At 39.2% G+C, this 13,940-nt stretch carries 7 protein-coding genes, 1 pseudogene and 1 riboswitch; of the genes and pseudogenes, 2 read left to right on the top strand and 6 right to left on the bottom strand.

Annotated elements, in window-relative coordinates:
- Nucleotides 1–163 precede the first annotated feature (163 nt).
- A riboswitch (cobalamin riboswitch) is annotated at nucleotides 164–355 on the top strand.
- Between the two features lie 185 nt (nucleotides 356–540).
- A pseudogene (gene metE, locus ADICYQ_RS05050) lies at nucleotides 541–2,866 on the top strand (5-methyltetrahydropteroyltriglutamate--homocysteine S-methyltransferase).
- Between the two features lie 125 nt (nucleotides 2,867–2,991).
- On the opposite strand, the gene ADICYQ_RS05045 reads toward metE, so the two are convergent.
- The 6 genes from ADICYQ_RS05045 to ADICYQ_RS05020 all read right to left on the bottom strand — a co-directional run bounded on the left by ADICYQ_RS05045 (nucleotide 2,992) and on the right by ADICYQ_RS05020 (nucleotide 13,435).
- Nucleotides 2,992–4,068 (bottom strand): DUF6340 family protein, encoded by a 1,077-nt coding sequence (locus ADICYQ_RS05045; protein ID WP_235114401.1) that lies wholly within the window; start codon nucleotides 4,066–4,068, stop codon nucleotides 2,992–2,994.
- Between the two features lie 125 nt (nucleotides 4,069–4,193).
- A complete protein-coding gene (locus ADICYQ_RS05040) occupies nucleotides 4,194–5,852 on the bottom strand; it encodes a SusD/RagB family nutrient-binding outer membrane lipoprotein (protein ID WP_020893469.1) in 1,659 nt (552 codons plus the stop codon).
- Between the two features lie 32 nt (nucleotides 5,853–5,884).
- A complete protein-coding gene (locus tag ADICYQ_RS05035; RefSeq protein ID WP_020893468.1) occupies nucleotides 5,885–9,271 on the bottom strand; it encodes a SusC/RagA family TonB-linked outer membrane protein in 3,387 nt (1,128 codons plus the stop codon).
- Between the two features lie 390 nt (nucleotides 9,272–9,661).
- Nucleotides 9,662–10,678: a DUF4421 domain-containing protein gene (locus ADICYQ_RS05030; protein ID WP_040414651.1), complete on the bottom strand. Its 1,017-nt coding sequence runs from the start codon at nucleotides 10,676–10,678 to the stop codon at nucleotides 9,662–9,664.
- Between the two features lie 1,024 nt (nucleotides 10,679–11,702).
- Nucleotides 11,703–12,179, bottom strand: a complete 477-nt coding sequence (locus tag ADICYQ_RS05025) for a glycosyltransferase family A protein (RefSeq protein ID WP_020893465.1) — start codon at nucleotides 12,177–12,179, stop codon at nucleotides 11,703–11,705.
- Between the two features lie 53 nt (nucleotides 12,180–12,232).
- Nucleotides 12,233–13,435: a pyridoxal phosphate-dependent aminotransferase gene (locus tag ADICYQ_RS05020; protein WP_020893464.1), complete on the bottom strand. Its 1,203-nt coding sequence runs from the start codon at nucleotides 13,433–13,435 to the stop codon at nucleotides 12,233–12,235.
- A 244-nt stretch (nucleotides 13,436–13,679) separates the two neighbouring features.
- Here ADICYQ_RS05020 and ADICYQ_RS05015 point away from each other — a divergent pair, with 244 nt between their 5' ends.
- Nucleotides 13,680–13,916, top strand: a complete 237-nt coding sequence (locus ADICYQ_RS05015; RefSeq protein ID WP_020893463.1) for a hypothetical protein — start codon at nucleotides 13,680–13,682, stop codon at nucleotides 13,914–13,916.
- Nucleotides 13,917–13,940 lie beyond the last annotated feature (24 nt).

Below are 13,940 nucleotides of genomic sequence, written 5' to 3'. Positions count from 1 at the left end.
CAGGTTTACAAAGCCCTGGAGGTAGTTTTCACCATTCATTTTGGCTTTATTATTACTTTTTAAAAACACTTCAAAACCTACTTTTTCCCTGCCATTTTACCATTGTTGCAGGAAATGTGATTAATCTGTCCTACATTTGAGTTCAATAAGTTCTTTTATTATTTCTTCATCAACCGAAATAGGCTTTACTTAACGTGAATTAATAGGGAATCGTGTGAGAATCACGAACTGTCGCGCAACTGTAAGTAACTACAAAGGTTTTTACCCTTAGCAAATCCACTGTTCTTGAATTAAGAATGGGAAGGAAGGTAAAAATGTTACAAGTCAGGAGACCTGCCTGTTTCGAATTGACAATGCTTTCGCGATTCGAAGCGTGATGTCAGGTTCGGTGTTATCATCTTAAAATCAATTGTTTTCCCAGGGATAATTGTGTCTTTTTTGGTAACTTCCTAAATCTACCCTCCCTTCTTTTCTCCTAGCAATTACGAAATAACGCAAAGGGCTTTTAACTCATTTTATTAATTTAAAAGTTAAAAGAACATGCAAACGCACATTCTTGGCTATCCGCGAATCGGTAGCAAAAGAGAACTCAAAAAAGCCTGCGAGCAATATTGGTCAGGCAAAATTTCATCAGAAGAACTTGCCGAGGCAGGAAGAGCAATCCGATTCCAGAATTGGAAAACCCAGGCAGCCATTGGGATTGATCTTATTCCGGTCAATGACTTCTCTTTCTATGATCAGGTGCTTGACATGTCCCTCATGGTAGGGGCTATTCCAGAGAGGTACCTTCCTCTGCTAGAAAATCCAAACATTAGCCCATTGGACCATTATTTTGCCATGGCAAGAGGATACCAAAAAGATGGACTGGACATTACCGCTATGGAAATGACCAAATGGTTTGATACAAATTACCATTATCTGGTACCTGAATTTACTGAAAAACAAGGGTTTAATTATCATTCCACCAAGGTTGTAGATGAGTTTAAAGAAGCCAAAAGAAAAGGCATTAATGCCAAGCCAGTTCTAATCGGTCCTGTCACTTATTTATTGCTTGGGAAAGAAAAACAAGCGGATTTGATAAAATTGACCTTATCCATAATTTACTCCCTGTCTACCTGGAAATTTTAAAAGACCTGGAAACAAATGGTGCGGATTGGGTTCAATTTGATGAACCATTTTTGGGTCTTGACCTCAACAATAAGGAAAAAGAAGCTTTTCAATTCGTCTATCAGAGCATTAGAAAGGCTTTCCCTAAGTTGAAAATCCTTCTTGCCACCTATTTTGAAGGCTTAAATGACAATATTAAACTGGCCTTGTCGCTTCCTATCTGCGCACTTCACCTGGATTTGGTACGTAATCCAGCGCAATTGGAAGAAATATTGCTACAAATCCCCGAAAAGTTAAGCCTTTCTTTAGGCCTTGTAGACGGTCGAAACATTTGGAAAAATGACTTTAACAAATCACTTGAGGTCATCAGCAAAGTCATTAACAGTATAGGTAAAGAGAGGATTATGCTTGCACCTTCATGCTCCTTGTTGCATGTCCCTTATGACCTGGAAGCTGAAACCCAAGAAGGAATTCTTCTACCAGAGATCAAGCAATGGATAGCTTTTGCCAAACAAAATTAAAAGAGGTGGTATTACTGCAGGAATTGTCTTTACCAAATCCTCATAAAGACACCTTACTGGAGCTTGAAACAAACAAGGCAGCCATTGCTAGTCGAGAAAACTCAAGTCTCATCCACAATGAAACCGTAAAATTAAGGGTGGCTTCCATCTCTCCTTCCGATGATAAAAGAGACAGCCGTTATGCGTCAAGAAAAACCTTGCAGCAAAAGTTGCTAAAACTACCCGCATTACCAACTACCACCATTGGCTCCTTTCCACAAACAGGAGAAGTTAGAAAATGGAGGTCACAGTTTAGGAAAGGTTTTATTGACGCGAAAACGTATGAAAACTTGTTAAAAGAGGCCACTGAAAAAGTCATTCGAAAACAAGAGGAAATTGGGTTGGATGTCTTGGTACATGGAGAGTATGAAAGAAATGACATGGTGGAATATTTCGGCGAACAACTAGCAGGATTCACCTTCAGCCAATTTGGCTGGGTGCAAAGCTATGGTAGCCGATGCGTAAAACCACCTATCATTTATGGAGATGTTTTCCGCCCTGCACCAATGACGGTCTTCTGGTCATCTTATGCCCAATCTTTAACCAAAAAACGTGTAAAAGGCATGTTGACAGGACCTGTTACCATCCTTCAATGGTCTTTTGTCCGCAATGATCAACCTCGCTCCCAAACCTGCCGACAGATTGCACTGGCGATTAGGGATGAGGTAACGGATCTTGAAAGCGCAGGAATCAAAATCATACAAATTGATGAACCAGCTATAAGGGAAGGACTTCCATTGCGGAAATCGGAATGGGAAGCCTATCTCGACTGGGCTGTTGAAGCCTTTAGATTGACCTCTTCTGGTGTCAGCGATGCTACCCAAATTCACACCCACATGTGTTATTCAGAATTTAATGACATTATGCCAAGTATTGCTGCCATGGATGCTGATGTGATTACCATCGAATGTTCTCGCTCACAAATGGAGCTTTTGGATGCCTTTGCAGACTTCAAGTATCCGAATGAAATTGGGCCTGGCATCTATGACATCCATGCACCAAGAGTACCTACCAAATCTGAAATGGTACAGCTGATAAAAAAGGCACAAGATGTGATTCCAACCGCCCAACTTTGGGTTAATCCAGACTGTGGCTTAAAAACCAGACAATGGGACGAAACAGAAAAAGCCCTGAAACTTATGGTAGAAGCTGCCAAAGAATTAAGGGCAATGGAAAAATCTCCTAGTGAATTGGTTTAATATAAGTTCAAAATAAAGGCTGCAGTCACCTAAGTGGCTAACTGCTAAACCACTAGATAATATATAACCCGGGTGGGGCGATGGCTAAGATTTGATCCAGCCAACTGCCCCATCCGGGTTTATTTTTACTGATCCGAAGAATTCCCTAGTTGCTGATTTAGCAATGCATCTTCCATCATTCTTTGTTCGAGCTCCTTGGCATAAGTTCTTCCTGCCTTAAAGCCGTACTCCGTATAAGCCCTCGCGGCCCAATCCTTGGCCAACAACAAATCCCCAAGAACCTCATGGCCCAAAGAGATATTGTAACAAAGCTTGCCATAAGTCTTTTCATCTCCCGGAAGGGATAGACCAGCTTGCCAGCTTTGGATGGCTTGTTCCCATTCATTGACTTCTGCAAAGCGTGCTCCTTTTTCTAAGGCTGGGAACTTCTTTGATTTCGCATAAAAAGTACGGTTGATGTCGATGTACATAGGGGCGATTCGTCTGGCATAAGCTGCACCAGCCATTTGACCTACATACCTGGTGGCTTGGGCTTTTTCGATTAGAAGCAGCAAAGCCTTAGCTTTTGTTTCTGCTTCAGCTGACCAAGAATTGGTTTTTCCCATGTCATGCTGATCCAAGATATTACCACTTTCAGGGTCATACAACCTAAAGCCAACCTGTACGGATGCCAGTCCCTCCACTAATACTCCGGGTACTTCAATGGTTTTGGCATTCTCATCTTTTCCAATTTTTTTCTTGATCGTGACCTTTTTATCTGTGATTACAAAATCCGAACTGAACTTCTCTAAAGTCAATACAGCATCCGCTTCATATCGATCGCAAAGGCTTCTGATCATTTCCCGATTAAGGGGTGCAGGGAAAGTTTGCGAAAAAAGTCCTCCTATTAGTCTTTCATTCGCCCGTACAATTTCATATCGGGGGGAAGTATTTAGCTCTTGGTGAATGGAAGCCAAAGTGCCATCAATGGCATTTTTCACTTCAAAAGGCATCTCACCCGTAAGAATTCCCTCAATAATGGCGACTCCCTGATTTTCAGGTTTTGTCCTGTCTACGATGAGTAAACGTTGCACTTTATTCGGAACATTGATCTCTGCTGGCATCAGTCTCGTTATGGAGACATTTTTTGTGCAGGATCCAAATGCCACCAATATCAAAATAAAGTACAAACATTTAACAATCTCTGAATTGGGAAATTTCATAGGCACTTATAGTTTTTTGGCAATTTAAGGCAAAATAGGCAAACGGCGTCTCCTCTTTTAAGCAAAAAAAGGGGCTTTTCTTTCGAAAAGCCCCTTTATCTAAAATTCTGTTATTGATTACAAACTTACCAAGGTTTGCCTGTACCTTGAATAACCCAAGGTTTTGACCAGGCACTATTGGCTCCATCTACTTCTGAGAAATTGGTGATTTCTAATCGACTCATGGCTGCTTCTGCATTTTCCTGATTGAGGTTTCGTTCCTCAACCATATAATACAAACGAACAGGCAATACTGACCGAATAGTATAAGGTCCTGCTTCCAATTCTGGGTAACCAGTTCTTCGATAGTCAAACCAAGACTCTGCAGCTGCCGTCCAGGAAGCGATCCACTTCTGCTCTATTAATTGTTTGACAGTACCATCAAATTTCACATTTTCCTGCGTAAGGTAGGTCTCTACCGAACCGGACAATCCCCAAGTAGTAAAAGAAGACTGAATGGCTTTGTTATAATACTCTTCAGCAGTACCTCCTACGGCCCAACCTTTCAAAGCGGCTTCTGCTAAAATGAAATTTACTTCTGATGCAGTAATTAATCTTGCTCTCAATAAAGGTCCGGTAGGCTCTCTATACCTATCATTAAGCCAGGAAACATGAGGGTTAAAAGCCGCCTGATTGGCATCTGGACTCATGTTATAAACCTGTGCTCCAGCTATACCTGGAGGAATTCCTACATAATCAGGGTTCTGACTGATATCCTCTAGCGCAACATTTCTGCTTTCCAATACATCTGGTGAGAGGTATCTTTTTCCATCTTCTATTTTATCTGTACCTTCTGGTAGACTGGCATCAACTACAAGTGGGATTTCCACAGGATTGGCCCATACTCCAAGTCGAGGGTCATTTTTTGCTCTCATGGCTTCCACCAAAGTTTGACACATTTTCAGTCTACGGTAATTGCTTGCATCTACATCAAACTTGGTATTGTTTGGCCAGCTACTTTCCTTACTTATGCTTTCAAAACCCATGGTGGCGTCATCTCCAGGATTGGTGATGATTGGGTACATGCCAGGGTTTGCAAGAATGGTTTCTATACCTTGTTTCGCAAAATCAGGCAACTTTTCAGAAAGCCTCATATAAAACCTAAGTTTTAGCGAATTGGCCATCTTTCTCCATTTTGAAGGGTCTCCACTATAGAATACATCAGCCCCTTCAATTGAGCTATTGTAATCCCCTTTTGATTTGGATAGCAGTTGGTTGGCGACTTCCAATTCGTCAAGAATACCTTTATAAATATTTTCTTGGGTATCATAGGCAGGAAAAGTAGTCTCAGGAGTTACTTCATTACCTTTAAGGGCTAATGAATAAGGAGCATCTCCCCAAAGATCCGTTATTAAACCAAACATCATCCCTCTAATCACCAAAGTTACTCCTTGGTGAAGTTCCTGATCTAATTCTACAGCCCTGTCATAAACAAATTGGTTGTTCCTTAGGATTCCATAATAACCTGACCAGCTATTGCTTCGGTTCCAGTCATAGGAATTATGAGCCCCTGACCAGCCATCTTTTTGGGTATGCTGCATGACTCCTGCGATGTCTTGATACCCAAGATTTAGCACAGATTTCCCCGCCTCTGTCAGCACCGTCGAAAGTACCAGGTTAGGATTCGCCGTTTCTGGACTTGCGCCATTTGGGTTAATATTCATTTCTATGAGGTCTTCCTTACAGGAAAAGGTACATAGTAATAAAAGTGCCCAACCGAATAATAATTTATTCTTGATAATCATAATATTTTCGTTTATCAGTTGAAAACTAACACTTAAAAAGTAGCATTGACTTTAAAACCTATGGGCATCACCCAAGGCATCACATTCCATCTCTCTATCCCTTGTTTGAATTGAGAGCCTGCTTGGGTGCTCCCCGAAGGTTGAAATGCCATCTCTGGGTCTATATTGATTTTCGCAGCCGTCCACAGGATAATATTCCTGCTATAAACAGAGAAACTCAAATTCTGCATTTTTAAAACCGAGGCATAACGTTTAGGCAAGTCGTATCCAAAGGAAACTTCTCTTAACTTGACAAATGAAGCATCATATAAGAAGGCCCTTGAAAAGCTCCAGGCTGTACTACCTGCATAAGGCAAGGTTAGCGTTCCTCCAGGCTGTCCAATATTCTCTCCTAGGTTCTCAGCGTAGGCTGTAGGATTGCCGTCATCATCAAATTCTGTGGCATAAACACCAGGGATAAATACTCCTCCATGTGGCAAAGTAAATGGGCCAAAGGTGAAAGGGTAACTTCCGTATTCCGGCGTCGGTCCTCCAACCAAAGGAAAGTTATTACCATTGATCAAGATCATAGATTCCTTATTATCTATCAAGTAGTCTTTCAATTCACTTCCTTCCATTTCTCCTGGATTGATCAATTTGTCTAAGAAGATAGAAGACCTACCATGTTCCTCTCCAAACCTATACGTTTGGGAAACAAAATCTCCGCCATTTCTCCAATCAAAGGTCAGGTTCAAATGAAAGTTTTTGTAAGACAAAGAGGTTTGCATGCCCAAAATAAATTTAGGGTTAAAATTCCCTATTTTATTTCTGGTACTTACAGCATCTATACTTTGCCATTTTCCTGTCTGATCCAAAAGCGGAAAACCGAAATAAGGAGATTCCGGATCCTCTACAGTGACTACTTGGGCATCATAAAGGTCCCCAATTTCCTCCCCTACATATGTCCAGGCGCCACCTCGGGCATCTTCCCAAAGTGTATAGTAAGGCAATTCATCTGCCAATTCAATAATCTTTGTCCTGTTTCTGGTCAGGTTAAAATTGGTCGTCCAATTCCAGTTTTTACTCTGGATAATATCAGCGCCAAGTGAAAGCTCTACACCTTCACTTTGCAAAAGACCTGCATTTATTTGTTTTCCAGAATAACCTGTAGATGGAGGCAAGCCTATACCAATAACTTGATTTTCGTTCTCTACTTTATAATAGGTACCACTAAACCTTACCCTGTCATTGGCAAAATGAAGATCAATGCCCCCTTCAAATGAGGTTGCAATTTCCGGTTTCAAAAACTGATTCAATATGTTACTAGGTAAAGACAACCTTGGAATATTCCCCCAAGCTCCAGCATTGGACAATGCAGCTAAAAGCTGATAAGGACTGGCATCATTTCCCACAGAGGCAAATCCTCCTCTAAGCTTTACCAAACTGAAAGGTTCTGGTAAATCTAACATTTCACTGACCAATACACTTAAAGCAGCAGAGGGATAGAAATAAGGATTTGCATCAAGAAGTGTGCTTGACCAATCATTTCTAGCAGTAAGATCCAGGTATAGCATGTCCTTATAGGATAGGTTTGCTAAACCATACAAACTGTGAATCCCTCTTTCAAATCTACTATTAGAATATTGGATATTATCTGGTGAAATATTCTGAAGCGTAAACACACCTGGAGTGATCAAACCAACACCAGATTTGGAGCCTGCAAATAGATTACTACCATTTTGGTATCGGATATTTCCTCCTCCAGAAAGCGTAATCCCAAAATCATTTACATCCTTATTATAGGTAAGCAAGAAATCAGCATTCGTTTCCATACGCTGAATATCTGTGACACCATAGGCTCCCTCAGGCTCCTGACTGTAACTCCTACTTATCTTGGTTTCTCTGGTTTCGTTGAAAAGATCCAAAGAATAGCGAGCAAAGAAATTAAATGATGGCGAAATCTGCCAATCGGCTTTTACATTTCCAAAAACCCTGTCTCTTTTGAAGCTATTGTTTACTTCATTGGCAAGGAAATAAGGATTATCAGTTACTCTGATTTCTTGGCCTGCATCCATGGTTTTTTGTTCCAGACCTTCTTGGCCAGGAAGCCAGTAATCTTTCAGATCCAAAACATTAACATGAGGAGATGTTTCATAGGCCCATTGTAAAGGGTTTGTTCCACGTTCACCTGCGGGTCTATTGTTCGAATTGTTACGGCTAACATCTATATTGGTGCTAATGCTTAATTTATCATTGAGCTTTAGGTTAGAATTGATGTTTAAAGTATTTCTAAATAAATCTGAATTCGGTATGATCCCTTTATTCCGCATGTTGGAATAAGACACCCTATAATTCATTGATTCACTGCTATTAGCCACTGAAAAACTATTGGATGTGGTAACTCCCGTTTGAACAAAATTTTGGACGTTATTCGGGTAGGAAACCAAAGGCATAGCAATAGGATTTCCATTTTCATCCAAAGGACTGTTCCACTGTACCTGCTCGTATCCTTTATCCAACTCGGCACCAAAGGCAGCATTCACATTTTCCTGAACCAGGCTACCAAATGGATTGGACAATGGCGTACCACTTATTTCTGGTGGGATAGCAGAAAATTGGCCGGCGCCAAATTTACTGTGCCATTTCAAAAATTTGAAGGGTACATCAAATACTGTATTGGTAGAAACATTTACGGTAAGGCGGTCTACATTACCACCCTTGGTAGTAATAATAACAACACCATTCCCTGCCCGGGAGCCATAAAGTGCCGCTGCACTAGGTCCTTTCAGGATAGAAATGTCTGCTATATCATCAGGATTTAGGCCTGAAATTGCATTTCCATAATCCACCCTGTTTTCTGAGCCTACCGAAGAGACATTGTTGAGGGTATTGGCAATCGGCACACCATCTACTACAAACAGTGGTTGATTGTCACTACTTAAAGAAGAGGCACCTCTGATCACCATACTTACAGATGAACCAGTACCACCAGTAGAACTGATGGATACACCAGCAACCTTACCAGCCATTCCATTAAGAAAACTTTCCTGGACTACTCTGGTCAGTTCTTCACCACCGACACGCTCTATAGAATAACCCAAAGAAATCTCTTCCCTTTTTATACCAAGGGCAGTAACTACGACTTCCTTCATTTCTGAAGCATCTTCATTAAGCGTTACGTTAATTACAGAGCGGTTACCCACTACTTCATTTAATGGCTCAAATCCGATGAATGAAAAGATCAAAACCGCGTTGTTGTCCACAACGGTTATGGAATAATCCCCATTAACATCTGTAGCTGTACCGGATTGACCTCCCTGAAGGAGTACATTTACTCCGGGAATACCTAAGCCATCTTCTTGAGAGATGACTTTACCTGTGACCCTTCTACTTTGGGCCAAAGCCTCTGGAAGTATGGCTCCTATCAGGAACCATAACATTACTAAACAATACCAGTGTCTGATTTTTGTAAACCTCTGCACCATAAATTATTTTTATAGTTTAAACTCTATTTCTTATTATACTACAATACATGAAAAGATACCACTACCCCCACAATATATATTGGCAAATAGGCACATTATCAAAAAATCTAACAACTTGTATTGTGTTATATGTATGTTTCTATTTTGTTAACTACGGATTACTAAATAGTTTATTCTGAATTTATATCCAAAATACGCAATTACCAAATACCCTATAGATCAAATGATTAAAGAATTTTTATTTAACCGGGACGGTCAAACCAATAATAGAAATTTAAAAATGAGAAATAGGGCTTCTGACGATGAAATAAAAAAATGACGCATCAATTTAGTGATAACAGTAGCTTATTTTGCTCCCAATTTCCCTTTGAGTTTATCAATCAGCCCTAACTTTTTTCTAAGCCCTGGGCCAGGGCTAATGCGATAAATAAGATTTAATCGATAATTTCCGGTACCCAAATTGATTTTATACCCACTGACTGGAGATAAATTCACCTGATTGTATACATAATTAACATTAAGTGACCATCTATCCGAATTGTATCCAGTAAACCCTCTTAATAAATAATTTGGACGAATAGACCAATTATTGTTTTCTGTACCATCTTCAAAACTTAAGTAGGTCCTGCCCAATGACAAACTGGAGGCTGCAGATAAGGTAATAAAAAAGTGTTTCTTTATTATCCAGGAATAAGCGTAACCAAAATTCGGTCCCACTTCAAAATATTTTATCTGGTTAAAATTTTGAGCAACGGATTGTGCGTGCAGAATCCCAGCCCCATTCCTCACTTGCCCTCCATAAATTTCCATCCCGGCCATAAAAGAACCTGCAGACTTTTTTTGCCATTCATTTTGCAAAAATGCTGCCCTATAAGAAAACTTATCTCCGTTAAATAAATACTGAACAGAGGCTCCTAAAACCCTTAACTTCATGTCGGGGAACAACCTTGATTCATTGCTGCTTCCTATAGTACTCCCCCTCTGCAAATAATAGCCGTTATAAAATTGTCCAAAGAAATCTATAACCCAATTTTTAGGATAGGCATGGGCCTGTAAATCCAAATACTTTGATTCTCCACGTTTTTTATCTGGATTTAAAAACCCAAAACCGTAGGCAAGATTCAATGTTAATCCATCATAAGTAGCCCCTACTCCCATATTCAAGGTGGAATTTGGCCTGTACCAATAATCTTCATCTCCTACTTTTAAACCCAGACCTGTATATTTTCTAGACATATAGGTTCTTAGCACCAATTTGTCTGGATAGGTTTTATAGTATTCTGTTGAATCAGAAGACTCCTGGGCTACTACTGTGGAATGAAAAACAAGAATGGAAAGGGTCAATGCAATGATATATTTCATAAAGACAATTAGATTACCCATAATTAATGAAACCAACTCATTCGCAAGATTAAAACGTAACTCATTCAGAAAAGGGAGGTTAGGAAAAATTAATTCGAAATAACCTCCATTTAATTATCAAAAAAAAGAATAAGTATAAAAAGTTGCTTAATCACCCACGACAAATATACAATATTTCCAGCCATTAAAGCAATAAATACTTCTTAGTATACTTCGATATTTTAGAGAAATAATCACAAAACAAAAATTTGACATAAATAAAAATGCATCTTTTCTTTCAAAAGAAACGCAATAAAAAAAGCCAGAATGAATTCAAATTTTGAATAATAACGGTACTTTTCTTGTCAAAATTCAAGTTGAAAATGCCTCAAATAATTATAATCAAATAATATGGAGGTATAAATGAACCTCCTCAGCTGGGACAATTAGTTGAGCATGAATTCTTGATCAAGAATAAATCTTTTGGACACATTAAATTTGAAAATAGAAAAAATAATTTTTTATTTAAATAATACAATTTAATTTTATTGTAATAGCAAGAAAAGTAGTAGGCCTGCTCATTACTAAAATTGGCAGTTGATGAGAATTCATCAAGTGTTTTATATTAAACCCGACTTCTAATAGGACTAATAAAGCAAAAGCTTACCGTGCTTTGAGCTTTGCTTGGTCTATTGGATTTCAAAATCAGACTGATTGTATTGTTTCTTCAATCGATTGACTCCCATACAATAGAAAGCACACAAGTGTTCAGTGTAAACAAATACCTAAAGCTTTTTAAATAAAGAATTTTTCTAAATTTTATCCTTGCCCAAAAACCACTTTCGAAAGTAGTAAAGCACTGGATTCTTGTATTTGAGTTGTTTCCAGGGACGGCTGGCGTGGGGTCTATGCCATACAGGCAAATCAGGGAGTATGTAATTTTCAAAACCCAAGGCAATAGATTTTTGGCTTATATGGGTGTCGTACCAATCCTTGCTGTTATCCAGATCGGTAAAATCGTATTCCTGTAAAAAGTTAATACTGATCAGCGTACAACAAAAGCTAAGGCTTCTTGTAGTTTTGGTTGGATCTTTGGTTTTAATTGCTTGAACTTGAGGTAAGGGAAATTCACTTTTCCTTCAGCATCATGTGTAATGGCTCCGACTAACCCTACCTTAGGATTATCATTTGCAAAATTTACTAAATTTTCTAAAGTGTCCTGATTTACCTTAACGTCAGATTCCACAATGATCAGGGGCAAACCGGCTTCCAAGGCTGTCTTTTGGGCAAGCTGAAGGACAGTCTTATAATTGGGAGAAGGGTTTGACGTTACCTCCTCCAGGTTTATTAGCTTAAAGTCTTTACTACTACTGGCCGTTTCTAAGGCCTTTTTGGTCTGATCAGTAGAATAATCATTAAAAACCCAATAATCATAAACGCCATTGGCATCAGAAATGGCCTGAATGGTTTCCAGAGTAGCCTCCAGAGCGTCTTTTACGGGTGTGATTACGATTGCCTGCATCTTGGAAAAGTAAGAAAAATCCCCGGAAAAATTCCCGGGGATAATATTTATAGTTAGTTCAATTTTGCTAGCACTTCCTTCAAACGCTTAAGCGCTTCTTTCAATTCAGCCTCAGATGCTGCATAAGAAAGCCTTATTGAATCAGGTGCACCGAAAGCTGCTCCTGTTACCAATGATACATTTGCTTCTTTGAGTACATAAAGGCAAAAATCATCAGCAGTTTCAATTTTCTGATCGCCTGCAGATTTACCAAAAAAGGCAGAAACATCAGGGAAAAAGTAAAATGCTCCTTCAGGTACGTGTGTTTTGATTCCAGGTATATCGCGCAATAAATCCAAAACCAAGTCTCTTCTTTTAAGATAGGCTGCCGCCATTTCTTCTGTTGGCTTTTGGTCGCCAATCAGTCCCGCTAGTGCGGCACGTTGAGCAATACCTGTACCACCAGAAGTGAACTGGCCTTGAATTTTCTCACAAGCTTTCGCAATGAACAAAGGAGCACAGATATAACCTACTCTCCATCCGGTCATCGCATAACCTTTAGAAAATCCATTTACGGTAATGGTACGCTCAAACATCCCTGGAAAAGAGGCAATGCTTTTATGAGTACCAGTAAAATTGATCAATTCATAGATTTCATCTGCTATTACCAAAAGGTTTTCTTTGCTCTTGATTACATCAGCAATGGCCTCCAATTCAGCCGCATTAAAAACAGAACCAGAAGGATTACATGGTGAAGAATAAATCACCGCCTTGGTTTTGTCTGTAATGGCTTCCTCTAATTGCTTAGCAGTAGCTTTAAAGTTGTTTTCCAGGCTACCTTGAATAAGCACAGGTACACCACCGGCCAATTTGATTACCTCAGAATAAGAAACCCAATAAGGAGAAAAAATGATCACTTCATCACCTTCATTAATAAGGCACATGAAGATATTGGCTATAGAATGCTTTGCTCCTGTAGAAACCACTATATTTTCAGCCTTCGCTTCTGAAATATTGTTTTGATCCCTTAGCTTTTTAGCGATAGCTTCTCTAAGATCTTGATAACCCGCTACTGGAGGATAAGAAAAATACTTTCCTTCATCGATGGCATCTTTGGCAGCCTCTTGAATGTGTTTAGGCGTTTTAAAATCAGGCTCTCCTAGACTCAGACCTATAATGTCTATTCCTTGAGTCTTTAATTCCCTGGCTTTTTTTGCCATAGCCAGCGTAGCTGACTCTTCCATATTGTTTATACGATCAGATAGGATGGAATTCATTTATATTTTATTTAAATTACGTTTGATAATCAGATTAGTAGGACCTTTTGTCCAAGTAAATTATTAGGTAATGAATGATGGCCTTTCCGCCCCTTTTTAATTTTGCAAAAATAAGCATAATGACAACGATTCCTAAATCTTTGACTAGTTTTGAGAAATGTTATCATGGTTAAGTATACTGGACCTTTTGATTTTTTGCACCTAACTACAACAACCGGGCCTTTATATTCGTTTTAAAATTGTTATGAAAAAACTCATTTACTTATTATTTGTAGTGCTTTTTTTTATCACTTCAGCTGGTTTTGGCCAGGAAGATTCGACCAGGGTTGAGGTAGATTCATCAGGAGTGGAAGAGAACATACTCCTTCCCACCTCTACCCCAGTACTTTTATTTTCTGATGCTGAGGACAATCTCAAGGAAGAAAAAAAGAAGAAGAAGAAGAAAAAAAGAAGAATTTTCACTTTGGCGAAAAACCAGTAAAGGGTTAATAAAAAATAGCTTTAG

It is taken from the genome of Cyclobacterium qasimii M12-11B (assembly GCF_000427295.1).
GTDB classification, from domain to species: Bacteria; Bacteroidota; Bacteroidia; order Cytophagales; family Cyclobacteriaceae; genus Cyclobacterium; species Cyclobacterium qasimii.
The sequence above is the reverse complement of the archived record's forward strand: the minus strand, read 5'-3'. Positions and strand labels throughout refer to the sequence as shown.

Bases quoted from the DNA above. Each gene is read 5' to 3' on its own strand.
- ADICYQ_RS05035 (WP_020893468.1), bottom strand. From the start codon at position 9,271: ATGTTATGGTTCCTGATAGGAGCCATACTTCCAGAGGCTTTGGCCCAA.
- ADICYQ_RS05045 (WP_235114401.1), bottom strand. From the start codon at position 4,068: ATGAAATTTCCCAATTCAGAGATTGTTAAATGTTTGTACTTTATTTTG.
- ADICYQ_RS05020 (WP_020893464.1), bottom strand. From the start codon at position 13,435: ATGAATTCCATCCTATCTGATCGTATAAACAATATGGAAGAGTCAGCT.
- ADICYQ_RS05030 (WP_040414651.1), bottom strand. From the start codon at position 10,678: ATGAAATATATCATTGCATTGACCCTTTCCATTCTTGTTTTTCATTCC.
- ADICYQ_RS05025 (WP_020893465.1), bottom strand. From the start codon at position 12,179: ATGCAGGCAATCGTAATCACACCCGTAAAAGACGCTCTGGAGGCTACT.
- ADICYQ_RS05040 (WP_020893469.1), bottom strand. From the start codon at position 5,852: ATGATTATCAAGAATAAATTATTATTCGGTTGGGCACTTTTATTACTA.
- ADICYQ_RS05015 (WP_020893463.1), top strand. From the start codon at position 13,680: ATGAAAAAACTCATTTACTTATTATTTGTAGTGCTTTTTTTTATCACT.